The sequence below is a fragment of the Archangium violaceum genome, assembly GCF_016887565.1.
Classification (GTDB): Bacteria; Myxococcota; Myxococcia; order Myxococcales; family Myxococcaceae; genus Archangium; species Archangium violaceum_B.
This window is the reverse complement of the sequence record NZ_CP069396.1, coordinates 6,141,805-6,163,930: the sequence shown is the minus strand read 5'-3', so window position 1 is coordinate 6,163,930 and position 22,126 is coordinate 6,141,805. Positions and strand designations below refer to the sequence as shown.

Below are 22,126 nucleotides of genomic sequence, written 5' to 3'. Positions count from 1 at the left end.
CCTTCTACATTTTCAAACGTCACCGGTGAGAGGAATTGCCGAGCACCGGCGACCCCGACATGGATTGCCTCCAGGCCGGGATTTCACAAACAAAGGGAGAGGGAAACGCCATGATCACCGAGCACAACGACGAGCAGACCGCCAACCTCACCGAGCTCAGCGACGAGGCGCTGGACGACCTCATCTCCGGCGGTGCGCAGGAGCTGAGCGCCACGCAGGCCTGGGAGTAGCGCGCACCCGGGTAGCCAACCCGTAACGCCACGGATGGGCGCGCGTGCACCGCGCCCGTCCGTCGTCGAATGGAGAGGGGGGCACCATGGCCCATACATTGACGGAGTACCTCAGACTCGCCGAGCCCCACCTCTCCCCGCAGCTCATCTCCCCCGCGGCGCTGGCCGACATCGGGCATATCGCCCGCCTTCTGCCGCCCGTCTCCGCCTCCGGCTTCGAATGCCGTCTCGGGAAGCAGGAGGCCCTGGCCGACCTCGGTGTCCGCTTCCTCGGTGCCGATGGCAGCCGCGCCGTCCTCGCCGGCCGCGAGGACTCCGCTTCCGCCCTGCCCTCCTTCCTGTTCGTCCACCCCGTCTGGGAGCGCCTGCGCCGCTTCGGCACGCACTGGGACGCCCCGGGGATGTTGCGCGAGGAGATCGGCGACGTCTTCCTGGAGTTCGATGTCGAGGGCGCTCCTCCAGAGGTGCCCATCCCCTCCTTCTTCATCGAGTATGACCGGCGGGCCTCTCGCCACCTGGAGGTCCTGGAGCAATCCCTGGCACTGCTCTGGGGCGAGCCCCTCCCTCCCGCCGTCCGGGCCCGGGTGCAGGCCTGTCTGGAGGCACTCCCCTCCGAGGGGCGGATCTCCGCCGCGGGCGCCATGTTCTCCCGCCGCTTCGACGGGGTCCGGTTGTGCCTCCAGGGATTGAGGCCCGACACGATGCCCGGTTATCTGGCTCGCATCGGCTGGCCCGGCGCTCCCTCCGAGTTGGAGGCGATGCTCGCCCGGGTGTCCGGTCAGGTGGAGCGCATGGCGCTGAGCCTCGACGTGGGCACCGCCGTGCTCCCCAAGGTGGGGGTGGAGTGCCACCTGGCGGAGAGCCTGTACGAGCCCGATACGGCGCGCTGGGCCTCGCTGCTGGATTCGCTCGTCGAGCTGGGTCTGTGTCTTCCCGCCAAGCGCGAGGCCCTGGTGGCCTGGCTGGGGCATACCCAGCTGCGCTCATGCCCGGAGGCCCTCCCTGGCAACCTGCGAGTCCTCTCCGACTCGCCTGATCCCCAAACCCTTCCCGTGTTCCTGCGCCGTATCAACCACATCAAGCTCGTCCTCCCACCCGGCCAACCCATCGAGGCCAAGGCCTACATCGCGCTGTTGCAGCGGTGGCTGGGGCATGACGGGCGGCGCAAGCGTTACGTGTTCGGCGACTTCGACGAGGTGCGTGACGCCCTCCGCGGCTGAGCCACGATCGCTCTCCCCTGCTCGCTCCCTCTCCCAGGCGCCGGCCGGGGGGCATGGCCTCGGGCATTTCATACACGCTACAGTCTTCCGTCATTGACGGGAGACGTGAGCGGATGATCGGCAATCAAGCCTCCTGCGACGAAGACTCTGGCCTCGGTACGAAAGAGGAGTTGCAGCGGCGGCTGTCGCTGGCGACTCCCACGGACACCGTGCGCGGGTTCGCCATCAACAACACGTTGGGGGCACTGCGACAGGACCTGGGCAGCGAGGCGGTGGCGCACTGTCTCCACCAGGTCGAGCACAAGAGCTTCCACAGCTTCTTCAACTACCCCGTCAGCGACCACCTCCGGGTGCAGTACACCACGGCGTGGATGCTGAGCGAGAGGTACGGCGGCTTCGACGCCGCGGTCCGGCGCATCGCACGGGGCCTGGCTCCGGAGTTCCTGTCCTCCGTGGTGGGCAGGGCATTCCTGGCGCTGACCCAGCAGGGGCCGAAGCAACTGATCGAACACGTACCGATGGCCTTCCGGGCGGTGGCGACCTTCGGAGAGGGCACGGTGCGGTGGACAAGCCCGAAGAGCGGCGTCCTCACCACGAAGCGCGACTTCCTGCTCTACGTGAGCCACGAGGGCGGACTGATGAGCCTGTTCCGCACGCTGAAGATCCAGGGCGCCTGGGTGCGCGGACGTCAGGTGGGGCCCCTCGCGAACGAGGTGGAGTTCTCCTGGGACTAGGAAGCCCTACCCCGCGAGCAGGGCCGGGCGCGGCTGGGCCATCTCGGCCGCCGGGGGCAGCGTCACGGTGAGCAGGGTCCCCCGTCCCTCGCGGCTCTCCGCGCGCAGCGTGCCTCCCAGGCTCGTCACGATGGCGTGGCTCACCGACAGCCCCAGGCCCGTGCTGCTCGGCCGCGCCGTGACGAAGGGCTCGAAGATGCGCGAGAGCACCTCGGGCCGCAGGCCCTTGCCCGTGTCCTGGACCTCCACCACCACTTCCCCGTCCGGCCCCGTGTAGGCCGCCACCCGCAGCACGTTGTGCGCGGCCGCCCCCGGGTCCATCGACTGCACCGCGTTGAGCAGCAGGTTGAGGAAGAGCTGGCTCAGCCGCGCCTCGTCCGCGTCCACCGCCGGCAGGTCGTGGAAGTCCTTCTCCAGCCGCGCCCGGTGGTGCAGCTCGCCGCGGATGAGCTTCAGCGCGTTCTCCAGCACTGGCTGCAATTGCACCCGCGCCTGGTGCTCCGGCGGCTTGCGCGAGAGCGTCCGCAAGTCCCTCACGATGTGCTTCAGCCGGCTCGCCCCCTCCGACGTCTCGGCCAGGGCCTCCAGCACGTCATCCAGCTCCTCCGCCCGGGCGTCGCCCCGCTCGCGCAGCGACTCGCCCAGCCGCTCCAGCTCCTCGCGCACGAAGGAGAGGTTGGCCAGCATGAAGGCCAGCGGGTTGTTCATCTCGTGCCCCACCGCCGCCGCCAGCGAGCCCAGCGCCGACAGGCGATCCGCCTGGATGAGCCGCGCCTCCATCTGCTTGCGCAGCGTCACGTCCTTGGCGAACACCCGCAGGCCCGGCGGATCCCACAACTGCGCCACCGTCAGCTCCCAGTACCGCCCATCCAGGTGCACCGTGGGCGCGGGCTCGCCCGAGGCCGCCCCACGCCAGGCCCACGACAGCGCCGCCTCCACCAGCGGGTGCTCCGCTCCCCGCACCACCAGTTCCGGGAAGGCGGTGTGCGCGGCCGGGTTGGCGTAGCGCAGCATGCCGTCCATGCCCAGCTCCAGCAGCGGCTCGGGATGCAGCAGCGGGAAGGAGGCCAGCCGGTACAGCGGCTCCTCCAACGCGCGCATGCCCGACACGTCCCGCACCAGCAGGCCCAGGCGCTCCCCCGTGTCTCCGGGAGCCGGCGCGCACGGGGTGATCTCCGCCGCGTAGCAGCGCGTCTCGCCCTCGACCTCCAGGCAATACTCCAGCCGGCCTCCCGCGCCCCCGTGGCGCACCGCGCGCACCAGCGCCACCAGCGGATCCGCCGCTTCCGGCCCCAGCACCTCCGCCAGCGTCCGGCCCTCGGCCCCCCTCACGTCCCGGCCAAAGGCCCTGCCCGAGGGAGACCAGAGCCGCAGGCACCGCAGCTCCTCGTCCAGCTCCGCCGCCACGTACTCCGCGCTGCACCGCGCCCGCCGCGCCGGAGACCGCGTCCCGGCTTTCGACGGGAGCACGAAGCCCTCCACCCGGAAGGGCCCCATCAGCATCTCCAGGCCCGAGCCGTCCGTGTTCATCCCCGTGAGCACGGACACCAGCGTGGCGGCGTCCTCCTCGGACAGGCGCCGGGTGAGGATGATGCCGTCGGACAGCGTGGCCTCGGTGAAGACGAATGGGACGAGCTTGGGCTCATCGGCCCCCACGTAGGAGGCCAGGGTGGCCCTCATGGCGTGCTCGTCCGGGTGGTTGGAGAAGATGGCGGCCACGTCCGACTCGCCAGAGAGCACCGCCTGCAGCGCCTTGCGGTACGTGCCCAGGAAGCGCTGCTCGGAGAAGGTCTCCTCCGGGTGCAGGCCCCGAGACTCCAGGAACCGCATGGGCAGCAGGTGTCCGCCCGTCGAGCGCGGAGCCACCCACGCGGCGCGCTTGCCCTCGAGCGTCTCCAGCGTGAGGGGCTCGTCCGCGCGGCACACCAGCGCCGAGTGGTAGTGCCAGCTGCCCGAGCGCACCGCGCGCAGCACCGCCCTGGCCCGCGGCTCGAAGGCCGTGCACTGCTCCGACGTGCCCCAGGCCATGTCCACCCGGCCCGCCGCCAGCTCCGCCTCCAGCGCCTCATACGTGGGCGCCAGCTCCACCACCACCGATCGGCCCAACCGCTCGGACAGCGCGCGTCCGAAGAGATCGACCCTCACGTGTTCGCGGACTTCCCCCAGCGACGGGAAGAGCATGAAACGGATGGGGGTGCTGGATGTGGTCACATGTCCTCCTGGATGCCTCCCCGGAACTCTGGGATGGCCCCAAGTCGATTGTGACCCACATTATGCACAGTTTTTATTTCATTGCACACTTTTCCGGTTTCACTGGAAAACGCAGGTTCTCAGACCCTGCGTGCTGTTCCCAGAGAGCCGGAGTGGCGCGCCTGGCGCGTCCGCTCAGAACGCGCTGAACGTGGTGATGGTGTAGGTGTCCTTGATGCCGGGGAGCGTCTGGATGCGCTCGGTGACGAAGCGGCCGATGTCCTGTTCCTTGTCGAGGTGGAACTTGGCCAGCAGATCGTACCCGCCCGAGGTGGAGTAGACCTCCGCGGCCTCGTCGACCTGATCGACGATCATCGCCGCCGTCTTGTAGGTCTGCCCCAGCTCACACTTGATCATGACGAAGATGGTGTGCACGGGGGCGGACCCTATCACGCCACATCGGGGATCGGTCCGGGAGCCGAGGCCTCCTCACGGCGCGCCAGCCGCCGCATGGAGCTCTTGCCCACCACGATGTCCACCATCTTCCGCGCGCGCGTCCAGACGCTCTCCTGCACGTAGGGGATGCCGTACTTCTCGCACAGCGCGCGCACCTTCGGCTGCACGCGCTGGTACTGGAGCATCGACAGGTCCGGGAAGAGGTGGTGCTCGATCTGGTAGTTGAGCCACAGGTGGAGGTAGTCGTTCAGGTCGCCCCCCGTACGGTAGTTGGCGCTGCCGATCACCTGCTGGACGTAGCGCTCGCCTTTGCCCTCGGGCGCGGAATCGAAGCGGTACAGGTCCTCGCCCGTGTGGTTGGGCCCCACCACGAGGAAGGTGTGCAGGTTGGTGAGCACCTCGGCCATGAGCGAGTTGCACAAGGCGCTGAAGCCGGCCCAGGCGCCCAGCGGCAGGAAGAGCGCGGGCAGCAGGACGAAGTTCCAGGCGGCGTAGGGCGCGTAGCCGCGCAGCAGCACCTCGCGCCACTCCTCGCGGGTGAGCGGGCTGTCCGGGCGGCGCTTGCGACGCAAGGAGGCCAGCGTCTCCGGGGCGTAGTAGCTGGCCCGCCAGGTGATCGCCAGCAACCCGAGCTGGAGGTAGCGCAGCGCGAGGGGACGCTCCGGGCTGCGCAGGGTGCCCTCGGCGTTGCGCTCGAGCAGGTCCGGATCCGCGTCCTCGCCCGTGTGCGAGTGGTGGAGCACGTTGTGCTCGAACACCCAGGCTTCGGGGAGCATCCAGTCGAGCCAGTCGAGGTAGCGGCGCCCTCCCCTGGCGAAGCCCTTGCTCGTGCGCTCGACGGGAGCGCCCGGGACCCGGTCGTAGCCGCGATGTCCCACGTGGTGCATCAACAGCCAGCGCGTGGAGCGGCCCAGGCTCAGCCCCACCGCGCTCAGCGGGTTGGGCATCAGCCAGCACGTGGCCAGGCCGAGCACCGTGGCCGCCCGGCCCCAGCGCTCGATGCGCCGCAGGTGTGAATGGTCCGCCTCACTGACGGAGGCGTCGATCTCGGTACGCAGCGCGCGGAGGTCTCGCAGGAAGCCCTCCACGTCCACGGACGCGGGATCGAAGTCGGGGGTGGCGCGGGACATGCGGGGGCCTCGGAAGCTCGGGCGGGCGCAACGGGATGGGGGCACGACACGAGGTGAGCGGGCCCGCCAGGGAGCGCTCGGGGACGCACGGTAACCCCGGGCCGGTGACCCGGGGAAGAGGTTCGCGCGCGGGAGTTCCTATTGGCGTACAGAACGGCGCGCCAGCCGCCGCATGGAGCGATTGCCCACCGCGATGTCCACCATCTTCCGCAGGCGCGTCCAGATGCTCTCCTGCACGTAGGGGATGCCGTACTTCTCGCACAGCGCGCGCACCTTCGGCTGCACGCGCTGGTACTGGAGCATCGACAGGTCTGGGAAGATGTGGTGCTCGATCTGATAGTTGAGCCACAGGTGGAGGTAGTCGTTCAGATCGCCCCCCGTGCGGTAGTTGGCGGTGCCGATCACCTGCTGGACGTAGCGCTCGCCCTTGCCCTCGGGCGCGGAATCGAAGCGGTACAGGTCCTCGCCCGTGTGGTTGGGTCCCCCCACGATGAAGGTGTGCAGGTTGGAGAGGACCTCGGCCATGAGAGAGTTGCACAGGGCGCTGAAGCCGGCCCAGGCCCCCAGCGGAAGGAAGAGCGCGGGCAGCAGGACGAAGCTCCAGGCGGCGTAGGGCGCGTAGCCGCGCAGCAGCACCTCGCGCCACTCCTCGCGGGTGAGCGGGCCGTCCGGGCGGCGCTTGCGCCGCAGCGAGGCCAGTGTCGTTGGAGCGTAGTAGCTGGCCCGCCAGGTGCTCGCGAGCAGCACGACCTGGAGGTAGCGCAGCGCGAGAGGGCGCTCGATGCCGCGCAGGAAGCCCTCGGCGTTGCGCTCGTGCACGTCCGGGTCCTCGTCCTCGCCGGTGTGTGAGTGGTGGAGCACGTTGTGCTCGTATACCCAGGCTTCGGGGAGCATCCAGTCGAACCAGTCGAGGTAGCGGCGCTTGCCTTTGGCGAACCCCTTGCTCGTGCGCTCGATGGGGGTGCCCGGGACGCGGTCGTAGCCGCGGTGCCCCACATGGTGCATCAGCATCCAGCGCGCGGAGCGGCCAAGGCTCAACGCCGAGGCGCTCAGCGGGTTGGGCATGAGCCAGCAGGTGGCCAGGCCGATCACCGTGGCCGCCCGGCCCCAGCGCTCGATGCGCCGCAGGTGTGAATGGTCCGCCTCACTGATGGAGGCATCGATCTCCGCGCGCAACGCGCGGATGTCGGCCAGGAGGCCCTCCACGTCCACGGACGCGGGATCGAAGTCGGGGGTGGCTCGGGACATGCGGAGGTCCTCGATAGCTCGAGCGGGCGCAACGGGGATGGGGGCATGAGATGAACGGGCCCGCCAGGGAGCGCTCGGGGACGCACGGTAACCCCGGGCCTGTGACCTGGGGAAGAGGTTCGCGCGCGGGAGCTCCTACTGGCGTACAGCGCGGACGAGGCCCTCTTGTCGCAGGAAGGCCACGGTCCTCTCCACGCCCTGGGCGAGAGGCGTCGGGGTGAAGCCGAGCTCGCGCCGCGCCTTGCTCGCATCCACGCGGGCGTCCCAGAGCAGGAATGAGAGCTGCCCCGGCGCGATGAGTGGCGTGAAGCCGAAGGTCCTCGCCAGGGGCGCCGACGCCGCGGAGAGCAGCTTCATCAGCGCCTCGGGCGCGGTGGGTGGAACGCGGCCTCCCGCCCCCTCCACGCGGAGGATCTCCCGCGCCAGCTCCGTGTTGCTCACGTGGGTGTCGGCCAGGAGGTAGCGCTCACCCGGAACGCCGCGCTCGGCCGCCGCGAGGTGCGCATCCGCCACGCCGTCCACGTACGCCACCGGCATTCCCCCGGGCGGCAGGGCCGGTACCTTCCGGTTGAGCACCTGGAGGAAGAACGAGTTGAGGCCCACGTGGACCGGGCTCGGCCCGTAGACCGCCCCTGGATTCACGTAGACGAGCTCCAGCCCCTCGCGCCGGAGGGTCTCCGCCTCCCGCTCCGCGTCCTGCTTGGAGCGCTCGTAGGCGGTGGGCTTCGGCTCGGTGTCGATGTTCGTCTCCACCAGCGTGCCCCCTCGTGGCGCGGCGAAGACGTCCATCGTCGAGGTGTACACCACCCGCTTCACCCTCGCGGCCTGTGCCGCCCGGAGCACGTTCACCGTGCCCTGGCGGTTCACCCGGTCGAAGATGGATGAATCCGGCTGCCACTGCTCGGGCATTCCCGCCGCGTGGAAGAGCCACTCCACCTCCTTCATGGCCGCTGGCAGCGAGTCCGGCTCCGTCACGTCGCCGCGCACCAGGTCCACTCCCGCCGGGAGTACGCGCGCGGCCCGCTCTGGATCGCGCACCAGCGCTCGCACCCGGCCGCCCCTTCCCTGCAACCGCCGGACAATCGCGTTCCCAATGAGGCCCGTGGCCCCCGTTACGAGCACGTTCATCGTCTTGCCCTCTCCGAGCCCCGTCTTATCCGTCCCCTCGTCGATGGAACAAGGACGCCCCCGCGATCGGACGGTGATGCTGCCATGTAGGTTTTTTAACTGGTGTGAAGAGAATCCCCATGGCCACCTGCATCGATGGGGAAACCATCCGCTGAACGCAGTTGCATGTACAGGCGCTCCACCCGGAGTATGAGCCATGTGGCCATCTTGGGGCTGCTCGGAGTGCTCACCGCGTGCAGCGTTACCCAGCCACTTCCGTCCACCGAATCATCCCAAGGGCTGCCTCAGAATCTGTATGAATCTGTTCTGGTCGTAGAATCGCTCCCGAGGAACAAGCCCAGTATTCCTGGCAGCCTGCATCGAAGTGGAACCAGGATCTGCGCAACCTACGAGTGAGTGCTGGCTTCGATACAGGCCGAATCGTGCTTGCCAGCACCCGTTCCCGGGACTGCGATCAGGAACAGATCGACTGTCACCGCGACTGCATGAGGCGCAAACCACCTTATCCTCACGGTGCTCGCCTGAGTCACGGTCACATCAGATATTGCGACAACAAATGTCTGAAGGAGTACATGGACTGCCTGAAGCTGCAAAACCTGGCACCTTCGAGCTTTCCTGCCATTGAACATGCAGCGGACTGGTTGCGGCGACATCAGCAGGAAGCGCTGGTGGGCACCATCATCGTTGCCGCGGGGGTCTCGTTCGTTGTCATCTCCGCTGGCGCGGGGCTGATTGTCCTCGCCCCCTTGGCGCTTCTCGCTTGACCGGCAGTCTCACGCGCACATCTCTCGGGAAAGCACTTCATGCGCCTCGACATCGAAGAAGCCATCAATGTCCTCCAGAAGCTCCAGAAGAACATGGGCTCCTCCTCAGGTACGGAGCCAATCAGGACCGCTGCGATCGCGCTCCATTTCATCTGGGGCAGCGGTCACCTGCACAACTTCGAGGACTGCCTCGCTTGCCTCGGCGAGGACGCACCTACCACCGCGTCCCCAGCCTTCGACACACGAGAACAGGCCGAGGAGTGGTTGCAGCAGCCCATGGAACCTCACCATGCGCACAGGGTGGCTATCGCAGGCCGACTGTACTCCGTCGGTTATTCGCTCGAGCACGGTGTCCGGTTCCTGATCCGCGTTCCTGACAAGACCGAGCTGGACACGCCCAGGCAGACTTCGAGCCCACTCTTGAATGAAGCCATCGACGCGCTCCACCGTGCACGTCGGTATGTCCATGCACCCACGGACATGGAGTTCATCGACTCCGCATTGCTCGCGCTCCATTTCATCTTGGAGAACGGGCAGTTGCTCGACTTCGAGCGCTTTGTCGGGAATTTTGATTCGAAGGCTTCCTTTTCCCCTCTCTGCTCCTTTGCCACGCGAGAGCAAGCCGACACCTGGCTGAGTGCCCACCCCAGGCCACCTCACGGTGCGCAGGTGGGGATCGCGGGCCAGAGGTACTCCGTTGGGTACTCGCGCGATAGCGGACTCCGCGTGCTGGTTCGCCAGCCTTCTTTGGAAGAGCTGGACGGGTAGCTCCCGGTGAGGGGAGCTCAGCGCTGCATCGCCTGGATCAGCTCCAGGGCCTCTGTGACCGCCTGCCAGACCTGCATCGCCTTGAGGTTCTCTTCGCCCCCCTGCAGCGTCCTCTTCGCCATCCGCTCCAGCGGCGCCAACGCGCTCTCCACCAGCGACAGTTGCCGCCCCACGTCCGGCGGCAGCGGCGCCGAGGCCGCCCGTTGTAGCGACTGCGCGGGCGCCCGCTCCGCCATCACCTTCACCGCCTGGGACATCTGCTCCATGTACCGCCCCAGGTCCGCTGGCGGCGCCGACGCGGGCGCCGCCACCGGCTGGCGATCCGCCATCGTCTTCACCGCCTGCGTCAGTTGCTCCATCACCGGCCCAAGGTCCGCCGTCTGCGCCGGTGCCGCCACCGAGCGCTCCGCCAGCGCCCTCAGCACCTTCGCCAGGTGCTGCAGGTATGGCGTCAGATCCGTCCCAGGAGACACCTGCACCACCGGCGCCGGTACCTCCCTCCTCGCCAGCTCCAGCAGGGCCTCGCGTAGCGACTCCACCTTCGGCAGCACCTCGGCCACGGGGCTCGGACCCGACGGCTGGCGCGCCATATCCGCTGCTCGCACCACCGCTCCCGCCACCGAGCCGAGCTGCTCCTCGATCGCGCTCAGCTGTCCCGTCACCCGGGCCACCGGATCGTCCTCCTTCCCGCCCATCCGCTTCACCCGCGCGAAGCCCTGCTTGATCTCCTCCCAGCGCTTCGCCTGCTCCGGCTTCAGCCTCCCGCGCAGCTCCTGCAGCTTGAGCAGGTTCTGCTCGGCCGCCGTGGTGAGCGTCTGCGACTCGCCCTGGTAGTGGTCGTCCAGCAGCCGCTCCAGCTCCTCGTCCGTCATCGCCGACACCACCTTCTCGGCGATCTTGCCCATGTTGCGGTAGCTGCCCTGCAGCTTGAACGCCGGCTCCGTCCGGAAGCGCTCGTCCTGCGCCGCCGAGGCGATGTACTCCAGGTTCACCTTCAGCAGCACCTGCTGCACCCGGAACAGCCGCTGCAACACCGCGACGATCTCCTGCAACTCCGCCGCCGCGTAGCCATACGACAGCTCGCCGCTGGGCACCTCCTCGCCCTTCGCCATGCGGATGAGCTTGTGGATGTCACCCGGCTCGCGCGTGGCCAGTGGCGCCAGCACGCCGTTCGACGTGAGCGAGTTCTCGATGTAGCTCAGCGCGAACAGCTCCTCCTTGCCATCCAGGATGTCGCCCAGGTTGTAGGTGTCCGCGCGGTTGGCGAGCATGTCCGGGATGCGGAAGCGATCGCCCGTCTCCGTGTACGGGTTGCCCGCCATCACCACGCAGAACTTCTTGCCGCGCAGGTCGTACGTGCGCGTCTTGCCGTTCCACACGCCCTCGACCCGCCGCTGGCCGTCGCACAGCGAGATGAACTTCTGCAGCAGCTCCGGATCCGTGTGCTGGATGTCATCGAGGTAGAGCATCACGTTGTTGCCCATCTCGAAGGACAGGTTGATGCGCTCCACCTCCTGGCGTGCCGTGGCGTTGGGCGCCTCGGCCGGATCCAACGACTTCACCGAGTGGCCCAGCGCCGGGCCGTTCACCTTCACGAAGGTGAGCCCGAGCCGGCTGGCCACGTACTCCATCAAGGTCGTCTTGCCGTAGCCCGGCGGCGACATGAGCAGCAGCATGCCCATCCGGTCCGTGCGCTTGTTCTCCCCCGCCGAGCCGAGCTGCTTGGCCAGGTTGGCGCCAATGAGCGGCAGGTACACCTCGTCGATGAGCCTGTTGCGCACGAACGACGTCAGCACCTTGGGCGTGAACTCCTCCAGGCGCAGCCGGCGGCGCTCGCGGTCCAGGATGTCCCGCAGCAGGGCCCGGTAGGCGTGGTAGGCCGGCACCCGCACCTGCCGGAAGTCGCTCAGCCGCGCGAGGAACTCGTCCAGCCGCAGCGCCAGCTTCCTGTCGTGGATGAGCGGGTGCTGGCCCAGCATTCCCGTCACCTCGGCGGAGGTGAGGGCTCCGGCCACCTCGCGATCCACCTTGCGCTCGGTGAGCAGCAGCACCGCGGCCTCCACCGCCACGTGGGCCGCCGCACCCGGGCCTCCCTCGCGCCGCGCCAGCCAGGCATCCACCCACGCGCGCACCACGCGCAGGCGCTCGGGCAGGTTCTTCTCCAGGCCGCGCAGGTCATCCTCGAACGCCGAGCGCGTCCCCGCCCTGTCCAGCTGGGACAGCAGCGCGTCCTTGATCGCCACCGCCTCGCCGCTGGTGGTGAAGCGGGGCCGATCCACGCCCAGCTCCTCCACCAGGTAGCGTCCGGCGAGCCGGGCCTCCGCCGGGCCACACGCCACGCCCACCGACTTCAGGAAGGCGCCGATGCGCTCACCCGCCTCGTTGCCGAGGACCACCAGCTCCGCCGACTCGCCAAAGGCCGCCCGGAGCCGGTGCAGGCTGCGGGCACGGCGGTGGAAGAGCGCCTTCTCGTCGCCTTCGCCGCCGAAGACCCAGAACAGGACCGCCCAGGCGCGCGGCGTGGGCGCGAAGCGCAGGAGCCCCGCCCCCGTGTGCATCGCGAGCAGCCTCTCCAGGATGGCCGCCGCGTCCGCGTCGTGGATGCCACGCTCGTAACCCTCGTCGTACCTGTCCGCCGAGTACGCGCGCACCTTCTCCAGCAGCCCGTTCGGCTCCAGCACCGCCTGGTGCAGCGCCGCGAGCGTCACGCTCCCCTTCCCCTCCTCCGCGTCCAGCAGCACCTGCGCGGCGAGGTACTCGGCGCGGTACACCTGGGGCGTCTCGGAGACGAGGTGCTGCTCCCAGAGGTCGCGGTACTTCTCCAGCTCCGCGTCCTCCAGCCTCTGGGCGTAGTCCGTGCCGGTGAGCTGCAGGTAGAGCGCGCCATCGCGCGGCACCAGCGTCAGGTCCAGCGGTTGGGTGTTGACGTTGAAGCGGTGCTTGCCGAACTTGATGACCGGCGCGCCCGAGCCCTCTTCGTAGAGGTCGTTCCGGTCACGCAGCGCGCGCAGGGCGTCCTGACGCGCCGTCTTCACGCGGCTGAGCACCTCGTCCGAGCGCACGCTGTCCTGGAGCTCCAGGAGCTGCTCGGCGAGCTGCCGCAGCTTCTGCACCATCGAGTCGGACGCGAAGTACGTGTTGAGCTCGTCCTCGTCCTTGAAGGACTTCGCCCGGCGGTTGACGCCAGTGAGGATGCGCTCGGCCGCGCCGAAGAGGTTCTGTGCCCGGCGCTGGCGCTCGTCCACCAACGCCTGCTTCTTCTGCCCGAAGGCCTCGAGCAGCTCCTCGCGCTTCTGGGTGAGCGGACCGAGGAACTCGTCGAACTCGCCGAAGCGCCCCTCCATCTCCTCCAGTTGCACGGTGAGGCGCGACAGGCCCTCGTCGCACTTCTCCGGCGAGTCCGCCACGGACAGCGCGCTCTCCACCGCCTGCCCGAGCAGCTTGAACTGGGCACCGAACTCCGCCCGCTTCTCGCGGCCCACCAGCTCCTTGCGCTTGACGTTCAGGCCCGCGCGCACGCGGTTGAGGCGGGAGAACAGCTCGGAGATGCCCTCGAGAATCCGGGCGCGCGCCAGCGGATCTCCCACCTGCAGTCCGCCCACCGTCTCGCTCAGCACCTCCAGGCCCTTGCCCACCTGCTCGATGTCCTCACCGAGCGGGGCCAGCTCCGTCGTCGTCTGGATGGGCTCCAGCTTCTGCAACAGCACGTCCAGTCGCTCGGCCAGGGGCTGGAGCGCCTCGCCCCGCTGGAGGAACTGCACGGCGTCGGAGCTGACGCGGTCCGTCTCTTCGATGACCTGCTTCTCGAGGGCCTCGAGCCGCGCCACGTCGATGTAGCGGATCTCCTTGAGCGTGATGAGCTGGCCGCGCTGCTTGCGCAGGTCCGAGAGGGCATGCATGAAACCCTCGGCGCTCTGGAGCTCCTCGGGACGCACGCGCAGCAGCACCTGCTCCTGGGCCGTCTGGGCCCCGACGAGCGAGTCCGTCGCGCGCTTGCGCAGGGCGAGCACCTTCTCGAACTCGTCGATGATGAGCTCGGAGGTGCGCCGCAGGGTCTCGATGCCCTCCTGTAGCGCCGTCTCCTCGTGCCCGAGCCAGTAGAAGGCATCGAGCATGCGCGTGGCCGCGGCCGCCAGATCCTCGTAGGTGCGGCGCGAGGGCTTGTCCGTACGGGCCATGCGCACGAGCGTCAGCGCATCGGAGATGCCGCGCACCAGCTCGGCGTTGCCCACCTTGCCGAGGTAGCCGGGCGCGGGCGGCATCTTCGCGGCGTGCTCGGCGGAGACGAAGGGCGTCTGCCACACCTGCATGGGGTGCACGCGGGTGGGCTCGTTGGAGGCGGCGCGGAAGAGCGCCATGCGCCCATCCGCGAAGAGGCTGAAGCCGTGCCCCAGCAGCGGGTTCTGCACCTCCTTGCGCACGAGGTTGTACGGGAAGAGCACGTACGCGCCCTCGTCGCGGCGGAAGAAGACGTAGAGCACGTCCTCGCCGTTGGGCGAGCGGATGGCGCGCTTGAACTGGAGGCCCTCGCCAATGCCCTCGAAGACTTTGAACTCCCCCGTCTGCAGGTAGTACCCGCCGGGGAAGACGATGCCCTGGTCCTCGGGGAGGCGGATGCAGGCCTGCCCGATGGCGTCGATTCGCACCACGTGCTGGGTGCGCGTGTTGAAGACGAGGTAACGGTACGTCTGCTCGCGGAACGGCAGGACGCGCAGCAGGATGAGGGCGCCCACCTGCGCATACGCGAACTCGGCGTCGTCGAGCGACTGGTCCGGATCGTCCACCGGCTCGCGGTAGATGCCCAGGCCGTCCGCGGTGTTGTTCTCCACCTTGACGGTCAGGTCGCCCTTCACCGTCTCCACGAACACCTGATCCAGCACGTTGACGTGCGGGTGCTGGCCCAGCACGTAGTTCTCGCGCCTGGCCACCATCCACTCGAAGTCGTGCGACGGCGGGAAGACGTGATCGCGCTCGCCCTGGTTGTCGATGTAGGTGGCCTTGCCCTCCACATCCAGCGCGAAGCGGAACACCTTGATGTCCCGCGCCGACTGGCCCGTCTGGAAGATGGCCAGCAGCTTCGTCTCGCTGCGGCGCAGTTGGAGGAGCTTCGCGTCCTTGTAGTACTTGTAGAGCTCGCCGAAGTCCTTGACGAAGCGCGGATCCTGCAGGAACCCGCCCGCCTCCGACGACGGCACCTGGCTGAAGTCGAAGCCCTCCGCCGTCTGCTCGAACTTGTGCAGCGAGAAGACGTCCGCGACCGTCGTCTCCTTCTTCAGGCCGATGAAGACGTTGTAGCCGAAGAGCAGGTACTTCCCGACTCCGACGATGTCGCGCGGAACGCAGTTGTTCTCCGTGCGGACTCGCTCGTTCCCGATGACGGTGAGCTCCGTGCCGCCGAAGAGCTTCTTGCGCCGCTCGTTGAGGTTCTCGGCCCTGGTGCCGAGCGCCTCCGCCTGGGACAGCAGGCGCGTACGGATGACCTCGTAGCTACCGCCCTCCAGCGTGGCCTCGCCCGACGCGGGAGGGGTGCTTTCAGTTGCCATCGTCAGTTCACCGGTAATGGAGAGGTGCCAAGGGGGGAACCCGGGATGCGCATACCCTCACCCCGACCCTCTCCCAGAGGGAGAGGGACTGACCCGGGTCCCCTCTCCCTCTGGGAGAGGGCTAGGGTGAGGGTATGGAGTTCCTGTCGCCGCTCTGATCAGCCCTGGGTCTTCTCGGGTGCCGACGCCCGGACCGCGGGCTCAGCCTCCACGAGTGACTTGAGGTTGGAGGCCGCGGCAGCCGCCGGGCTCGGTGCCATGCGGTGCAGCAGCGCCGCCATCGCCAGGTTCTGCGCGTCGCTGGTGAGGCCCGGCTTGGAGAGGATCTCCTTGAGGTCCGCCGGCAAGTCCTTCTCACCGTTCAGGTAGCCGCTGAAGGCCTTGCGCAGCGTCTCGCTCTGATCCAGCGCGCCGTCCACCGACTGGCCCACGGAGATGGCCTTGATGAAGCGCTCGAAGAACTGGCCGTCGCCGCCAACGATGTTGATCTTCGCGTGCCCCATCGTCTCGGCGAGCACCTTGGACTGGGCCTCGGCGATGTCCTTGCGCACCTGGATGGAGGCCAGCTCCACGTCGCGCTCCTTCTGCAGGCGCAGGCGGAACTCCTCGTGCTCGCGGGTGGCGCCCTGGAGCAGCTTCATGGACTCGGCCTTCTCGGCCAGACCGCGCGCCTCAGCCAGCAGCTTCTCCTCGATGGCCTTGGCCTCGGCCAGCAGCTTCTCGCGGATGGCGACGGCCTCGGCCTCGCCGCGCTTCTGGATGGCCTGGGCCTCGGCCTCGCCGATGCTCGCGCGGGCCAGTCCCTTCTCCTTCTCACCAGCGGCCTCGGCCAGCAGCTTCTCGCGGGCGGCGGCGGCCTCGGCCAGGCCCCGCTCCTTGAGCACCGTGGCCTGCGCCATGCCCTGCTTCTCGATGACGGCGGCCTCGGCCTCCTTCACGCGCACCGTGGCCATGCCCTGCTTCTCGATGGCCAGCGCGTCCGCTTCCTTCACGCGCACCTCGGCCAGGCCGTGCGCGGCCTCCTCGGCCTGGATGCCCTCGGACAGCCGCATCTTCGCCTTGGCCGTCATGTCCGACGCCTGCAGCTCGGCCTCCGCCAGCGTGAGCTTCTCCTTCGCCGCGTACTTGGACACCTCGTTGCTCGCCTCGGCGGCCTTGATGTCCTTGACCAGCCTCTCCTGCGCCTGGGCCTCGGCGGTGATGAGCAGCGCGTCCTTGCGGCGCGTGGCCTCGGCCTTCACGCGCAGATCCTTGATGCGCTCCTCCTCCTCGGCCACCGTCTTCTCCACCGCGATGCGGGCGCGCACCACGTCGGCGATGGCCTTCTTCTCCGCCTCCAGCTGCTTCTCCTTGCCGATGCGCGACAGTTCCACCTCGCGCTCGCGGTTGATGGCCTCCAGCGAGCGGTCCTTCTCCACGCGCTCGGCCTCGACGCCCACCACGCGCTCGCGGTTCTTCTGCGCGACCTCCACCTGGCGGTGCTTGTTCTGATCGTTGATGAGGATCTCTTCCTCGGCCTTGATGCGCGCCAGCTGCTGCTTGGCGTTCTCCTCGGCCTTCACGCGCTCGGCCTCGGCGGTCTCACGGGCCTGGATGGACTCGATCTCGCGCTTCTGCTTGGCGGCCGCCTCGGCGCGCTGGCGCTCGAGGGCGAAGATGGCCTCGTCCGCCTCGACGTTGCGCTTGGTGATCGCCATGCGCTCGCTCTGGCGGAACTCGTTGGTGTGGATGTTCTGGACGGACGTCAGCTCGGTGATCTTCCGGATGCCCTGCGCGTCGAGGATGTTGTCCTTGTCCAGCATCTCGACGGGGGTCTGCTCCAGGAAGTCGATGGCGCAGTCCTCGAGCATGTAGCCGTTGAGGTCCTTGCCGATCACCTGGATGACCTGGTCCTTGATGGCGTCACGCTTGGTGTAGAGTTCCTCGAAGTCGAAGCTCTTGCCCACCGTCTTGAGGGCCTCGGAGAACTTGGCCTCGAAGAGGTGCTCCAGCGTCTCCTGGTCGCTCGCGCGGGCGCAGCCGATGGACTGGGCCACCTTGAGCACATCCTCGCGCGTCTTGTTCACCCGGACGAAGAAGGTGACCTTGATGTCCGCGCGGATGTTGTCCTGGCAGATCAGCCCTTCCTTGCCGCGGCGATCGATCTCGATCGTCTTCAGCGCGATGTCCATCACCTCGGCCCGGTTGATGATGGGCCACACGATGGCGCCGGTGAAGGTGACGATCGGCTCACCCTTGAACGGGTTGATGATCAGCGCGCGTCCCTGATCCACCTGCCGGTAGAACCTGGAGACGATGAACGCGGAACAGAAGAGGAAGAAGAGTCCGCCGACGATTCCGGAGGCGACGATTGGCAATTCCATGTCGGTGTCGTTTCCCGAGCGAGTGAATCGGAGGGCCTGTTTCTATCACGCGCCCGGAACCCCCCACGAACAGCCCCCGGCGCGGCACTGAGAGTCAAATGAAGCCGTCTACCGCGTGCGCGCCTTGTCTCGCGCGAGCGCCGCGGCGGAGAGCGGATCCTTCAGGTGCTGCACCTCCTCGGGGAGCAGCCAGTCGACGGGCTCCACCTCGTAGGCATCACGCGCGGCGTCGTAGCCGAGGATCAGCGCCTTCTCGCCCCGCTTGAGCTCGTTGGCCTTGTCGCACACCACGTTGAGCAGGAGGCCGGCGCCACCATCCTCGAAGGTCGCATGACCGAACCTGCCATCCACCCGGCCGCTGGCGATGACGCACACCCGGCCCATGAGCTCGGAACGGCGCGGCGCCTGCTGGACGGCGAACAGCGGCCGCAGGGGCCTCACCACCAGGCCCGCGAGCATCAGGCCCACGGCGAGGCACAGGGCGGCGAGTCCTCCGCTGACGAGCGCACCGGGGAGCGCCCCCAGGGCCTCCTTCAGCGGCCGGGCGAAGGCCAGCGACATCAACCAGGAGAGGAACACCACGAAGCTGACGGAGACCGTCACCGGGACGCCGCCGAAGCCGAGCACCTCCAGGAAGCTGGCCCCACCCTTGACGCCCCCCTCCACCGCGGCCTTCGCGCCGCCCTCGAGGGCCGCCTTCGCGCCGCCCTCCACCGCCGCCTTGACGCCTCCTTCGATCGCGCCGTCATGGGCGCCCAGCGCCATGTCACCGAGGTCCCCATCCAGGAGATCGATGCCCACGGCCCCCACCATGACGGTCAGCCAATAGCCCACCACCACGCCCAGGGGGATGGTGAAGAGGACTGTCGGAAAGGCGAGGATGGCGTCGAGGAATTCGGTCATCGGCCCTGCAAGTGGATCGAGCGCTCAGAGCTTATTCCAGGGTTGCGGGCCCGTGACAGTCCCTCCGACCGATTTCCCGCCCGCCTGTCCTCCAGGGGTCCGAGGTGGGGCCCAGTTGACGGGGTGTGTGGGGCTGCACAGGCATTCCAGGGACGGGCGCGCGACGCGCACGACCGGGAGCCGAGCACGGGCATGACGCACATCGAGACACTGCGGCAGCGGGGAATCCGTCGGGTCGGCAGTCCCAAGCGTGGCTTCCGCTACCAGCAGCCGAACGGGAAGCCATTGCCCGCGCAGGAGCGCGAGCGCATCGAGGCGCTGAAGATCCCCCCCGCGTGGACGGACGTACTGATCAGCCCGTCGGCGACCTCGAAACTGCAGGCCCTGGGGAAGGATGGCGCGGGACGGTGGCAGTACCGCTACCACGAGTCCTTCACGAAGCAGCGGGAGACGGAGAAGTTCAAGCGCGTCGTGGACTTCGCGAGGGCCCTGCCGAAACTGCGGCGGCGGGTGGCGGCGGATCTGCGCAAGCCGGGGTTGGGACGCGACAGGGTGATGGCGTGCCTGCTGCGGATCCTGGGCACGTGCTTCATCCGGCCCGGGAGCCAGCAGTACGCGGACGAGAACAAGAGCTTCGGGCTGGCCACGCTGCGAGCCAGGCACGTGAAGGTGAAGGGGGACACGGTCATCTTCGACTTCCCGGGCAAGAGCGGGAAGCAGCAGCACCACGAGCTGAAGGATCGGCAGGTGGCGCGCGTGGTGCGCGAGTGCCTGAAGCTCCCGGGGAGGGACGTCTTCAAGTTCGTGCTGGATGACGGGTTCGTGGTGGACGTGCGGCGGCGCCACATCAACGAGTACATCCAGGAGGTGATGGGGGCGCGCTACAGCGCGAAGGACTTCCGCACGTGGGGAGGGACGCTCATCTGCGCCTGCGCGCTGGCGCGAGCCAAGGAGCGAGTGCGCCGTGAGGTCGCCAAGGACGGGCCGAAGGTGGCGAAGAAGACGATGGTGGCGGCGGTGAAGGAGGTGGCCGAGCACCTGGGGAACACGCCGACGGTGGCGAGGGACTCGTACATCTACCCGTCGGTGCTGGCCATGTTCGAGAAGGGGCGCGTGGTGGAGCGCTACTTCGAGTCGGTGACGGAGCTGGCCCGGCACGAGAAGCCCGCCCTGCACTGCTCGGAGAAGGCGCTGCTGGAGATGCTGGCGGAGGGAAAGAGGCCCGTGGTGTAGGGGACTCACCGGTGCGTCAGCGGTTGGGCGTGGTGGGCTTGCGAGCGCTCGTCCGGCAGATGGACGTCCGTGGCCAGCCCCACCGCGCGCAGCAGCGCGATGAACCCCCACCCCAGATCGAGCTCCCACCATTGGATGCCCAGCCGCGCCGAGCTCGGGAAGGCATGGTGGTTGTTGTGCCAGCCCTCCCCCATGCTCAGTGCGCCGAGCAGCAAGCTATTGAAGCCCTGCACCGCCGCGCCCGCGTTGTGCCAGCCGCGATAGCCGCTCCGATGTGCGACGTAGCCCACGAACCAGTGACCGACGGTGCTCACCGTCACGCGCACGAAGACGCCCCACACCAGCCAGGGCACTCCCCCAAGCGCAAACAGGAGCAGGGCCCAGGGAAGCTGTTGCAGTCTCCACGTGCGCTCGAGGAAGCCATGGAAGGCGTCCGCATCCACCCGCTCGTCCCCTCTGGGCTCGAAGGGTTGGGAGAATTCGAAACGGCAGTGCAGGTTCCAGAAGTAGTCGCGCCAGGCGGGTTGCCGGTGCGCGAAGTAGTCGTGGCACCAGGGCTCGTTCTGATGAAAGTCCCGGGTCTGGTGCAGGCGCACCAGTCCGCGCGGCCCGCCCAGGCCCACCAGCACGCCCAGGTAGACGAGCACGTACTCCAGCCACTTCGGTACCCGGAAGGCCTTGTGGATGAGCAACCGGTGGATTCCCACCGAGTGCCCCGCGCACAGCGTCAGCGCCGTGGTCACCGCGAAGAGCACGAACGCCGACGGCGTGAAGGTCGGCACCGCCCCCACCAGCGCCCCCAGGCTCATGAGGGTGAACCAGAGCGACTTGCCCACATCCCACCGCACCTGCCCGTCTCCCGGGCGCCTCCCCTGCGAATCCAACGCTCCACCAGACATATGGCCACCTCCCTCCTCGAATACCGAAAGAGGAGGCGGCGGTTGCGGGGGTGACGCGAGCACGGGAGCCGCGGCCAGAACCCGCTAAGCTCCGGCACGTGCGCGAGTACGTCACCCATCGCAATGCCCTGCCGGGAACGAGCCTGGAGTCCCTGCGGGAGGCCCTGCTCTCGTCACGTTTCGTGGCGAGGAGCCCGCTGATGGGGACGTTCCAGGGCAGCCGGGGCTTCGCGTTCATCTTCACGGAGACCGGGCGGGTGAAGCTGGAGGAGCGCTTCCCGTTCATCCGGGACTACCTGGAGCTGGTGGTGGACCCAGCGAGCTGGCGGGGACTGCTGCCCTGGCGGGAGCGGCTCTTCGGTCCGAGGAAGGAGCGGCGGAGGCCGAACGCCTTCTACCTGAACCTGCTGCTGGTGGAGCCCGGGCAGGGGGTGGGCCGGCACATCGACGCGACGCTGCAGGGGCCGAGCGGAGTGCCGGGAGCGACGCCCGAACACGTGAGCGTGCTCTACCTGAACGTGCCCGAGGGCGCGAAGGGAGGAGCACTGGTGCTCTCGCGCGGTAACGAGCCGCTGGGTGAGGTACGTCCGAAGCCAGGATTGCTGGTGCACTTCCGGGGGGACCTGACGCACGAGGTACAGCCCTTCACGGGAGGCGGAGAAGGCGCCTTACGAGCGAGCCTCGTATGCGAACAGTACGCGTTCGAGCCCGAGGCGCTCGCGCGATTGCCCGAGTTCCGCATCCAGTCCAAGGCGGGCTTCGCGGCATACCTGGAGGAGCACCGCGAGCGCGGCACATAGCGGGCACGGTGTTGAACTCCGCGAGCCCGGAAACGACGAAGCCCCGCTGACTCAGCGTCAGCGGGGCTTCATCCACAGAGTTGCGGGGGCAGGATTTGAACCTGCGACCTTCGGGTTATGAGCCCGACGAGCTACCAGGCTGCTCCACCCCGCGATACCGTTCCTACAACCCACACACAATCAGCCTTGCAACGATAAAGCCCCGCTGGCTCTCCACCAGCGGGGCCTCATCCACGAGTTGCGGGGGCAGGATTTGAACCTGCGACCTTCGGGTTATGAGCCCGACGAGCTACCAGGCTGCTCCACCCCGCGATACCGTTTGCTGCTCTATGTCAAACACCAGAGACCCTGTCTATCATTTCCGGCAGGGTCTCTGGCCTGTCGAGTTGCGGGGGCAGGATTTGAACCTGCGACCTTCGGGTTATGAGCCCGACGAGCTACCAGGCTGCTCCACCCCGCGGCGATGTGGGGGGTTAGTACCGCCCTCCCCCCAGAGCGTCAACTGTTTTCATCGAAC

Annotated in this window: 15 protein-coding genes and 3 tRNA genes; 6 read left to right on the top strand and 12 right to left on the bottom strand. The window is 68.2% G+C overall.

From position 1 onward, the window contains the following. The first annotated feature begins 316 nt into the window (after nt 1-316). Complete coding sequence (locus JRI60_RS24835; protein WP_204228365.1) at nt 317-1,450, top strand: hypothetical protein; 1,134 nt, start codon at nt 317-319, stop codon at nt 1,448-1,450. Nucleotides 1,451-1,563: 113 nt separating this feature from the next. Continuing rightward, nucleotides 1,564-2,184, top strand: coding sequence for a TIGR02265 family protein (locus tag JRI60_RS24830; RefSeq protein ID WP_204228364.1), 621 nt, complete (start codon nt 1,564-1,566; stop codon nt 2,182-2,184). A gap of 6 nt (nt 2,185-2,190) precedes the next feature. Here the strand turns inward: JRI60_RS24830 and JRI60_RS24825 are convergent, their stop codons facing one another. The 5 genes from JRI60_RS24825 to JRI60_RS24805 form a co-directional block, all read right to left on the bottom strand. Continuing rightward, on the bottom strand, nt 2,191-4,395 hold the full coding sequence (locus JRI60_RS24825) for a PhnD/SsuA/transferrin family substrate-binding protein (RefSeq protein WP_239470709.1): 2,205 nt from the start codon (nt 4,393-4,395) through the stop codon (nt 2,191-2,193). A 174-nt stretch (nt 4,396-4,569) separates the two neighbouring features. Next, nucleotides 4,570-4,809, bottom strand: a complete 240-nt coding sequence (locus tag JRI60_RS24820; RefSeq protein WP_204228363.1) for an Lrp/AsnC family transcriptional regulator — start codon at nt 4,807-4,809, stop codon at nt 4,570-4,572. 14 nt (nt 4,810-4,823) lie between these two features. Next, nucleotides 4,824-5,960, bottom strand: coding sequence for a fatty acid desaturase family protein (locus tag JRI60_RS24815; protein WP_204228362.1), 1,137 nt, complete (start codon nt 5,958-5,960; stop codon nt 4,824-4,826). A 138-nt stretch (nt 5,961-6,098) separates the two neighbouring features. Continuing rightward, nucleotides 6,099-7,208, bottom strand: a complete 1,110-nt coding sequence (locus JRI60_RS24810; RefSeq protein ID WP_204228361.1) for a fatty acid desaturase family protein — start codon at nt 7,206-7,208, stop codon at nt 6,099-6,101. A gap of 135 nt (nt 7,209-7,343) precedes the next feature. Continuing rightward, nucleotides 7,344-8,336, bottom strand: coding sequence for an NAD-dependent epimerase/dehydratase family protein (locus JRI60_RS24805; RefSeq protein ID WP_204228360.1), 993 nt, complete (start codon nt 8,334-8,336; stop codon nt 7,344-7,346). Between the two features lie 572 nt (nt 8,337-8,908). Between JRI60_RS24805 and JRI60_RS24800 the strand changes: the two genes are divergently transcribed. After that, nucleotides 8,909-9,100: a hypothetical protein gene (locus JRI60_RS24800; protein ID WP_204228359.1), complete on the top strand. Its 192-nt coding sequence runs from the start codon at nt 8,909-8,911 to the stop codon at nt 9,098-9,100. 39 nt (nt 9,101-9,139) lie between these two features. Continuing rightward, nucleotides 9,140-9,868 carry a hypothetical protein gene (locus tag JRI60_RS24795; protein ID WP_204228358.1) on the top strand — a complete coding sequence of 243 codons (729 nt, stop codon included), beginning with the start codon at nt 9,140-9,142 and terminating at the stop codon, nt 9,866-9,868. 17 nt (nt 9,869-9,885) lie between these two features. Here the strand turns inward: JRI60_RS24795 and JRI60_RS24790 are convergent, their stop codons facing one another. The 3 genes from JRI60_RS24790 to JRI60_RS24780 form a co-directional block, all read right to left on the bottom strand. After that, nucleotides 9,886-15,411, bottom strand: a complete 5,526-nt coding sequence (locus JRI60_RS24790) for a DNA repair ATPase (protein ID WP_204228357.1) — start codon at nt 15,409-15,411, stop codon at nt 9,886-9,888. Between the two features lie 158 nt (nt 15,412-15,569). After that, a complete protein-coding gene (locus JRI60_RS24785; RefSeq protein ID WP_204228356.1) occupies nt 15,570-17,774 on the bottom strand; it encodes an SPFH domain-containing protein in 2,205 nt (734 codons plus the stop codon). 108 nt (nt 17,775-17,882) lie between these two features. After that, on the bottom strand, nt 17,883-18,677 hold the full coding sequence (locus tag JRI60_RS24780) for a hypothetical protein (RefSeq protein ID WP_204228355.1): 795 nt from the start codon (nt 18,675-18,677) through the stop codon (nt 17,883-17,885). A 192-nt stretch (nt 18,678-18,869) separates the two neighbouring features. On the opposite strand from JRI60_RS24780, the gene JRI60_RS24775 reads away from it, so the two are divergent. Continuing rightward, complete coding sequence (locus JRI60_RS24775) at nt 18,870-19,910, top strand: DNA topoisomerase IB (protein ID WP_204228354.1); 1,041 nt, start codon at nt 18,870-18,872, stop codon at nt 19,908-19,910. Between the two features lie 5 nt (nt 19,911-19,915). Here the strand turns inward: JRI60_RS24775 and JRI60_RS24770 are convergent, their stop codons facing one another. Then, nucleotides 19,916-20,809 carry an acyl-CoA desaturase gene (locus JRI60_RS24770; RefSeq protein ID WP_204228353.1) on the bottom strand — a complete coding sequence of 298 codons (894 nt, stop codon included), beginning with the start codon at nt 20,807-20,809 and terminating at the stop codon, nt 19,916-19,918. Nucleotides 20,810-20,907: 98 nt separating this feature from the next. Here JRI60_RS24770 and JRI60_RS24765 point away from each other — a divergent pair, with 98 nt between their 5' ends. After that, on the top strand, nt 20,908-21,609 hold the full coding sequence (locus tag JRI60_RS24765) for a 2OG-Fe(II) oxygenase (RefSeq protein WP_204228352.1): 702 nt from the start codon (nt 20,908-20,910) through the stop codon (nt 21,607-21,609). Nucleotides 21,610-21,689: 80 nt separating this feature from the next. On the opposite strand, the gene JRI60_RS24760 is transcribed toward JRI60_RS24765, so the two are convergent. From JRI60_RS24760 to JRI60_RS24750, 3 genes are all read right to left on the bottom strand, one after another. Beyond that, nucleotides 21,690-21,763: transfer RNA gene (locus tag JRI60_RS24760), tRNA-Met, on the bottom strand. Nucleotides 21,764-21,847: 84 nt separating this feature from the next. Beyond that, nucleotides 21,848-21,921: transfer RNA gene (locus JRI60_RS24755), tRNA-Met, on the bottom strand. Nucleotides 21,922-21,995: 74 nt separating this feature from the next. Continuing rightward, a tRNA-Met gene (locus tag JRI60_RS24750) sits at nt 21,996-22,069 on the bottom strand. Nucleotides 22,070-22,126: the final 57 nt, after the last annotated feature.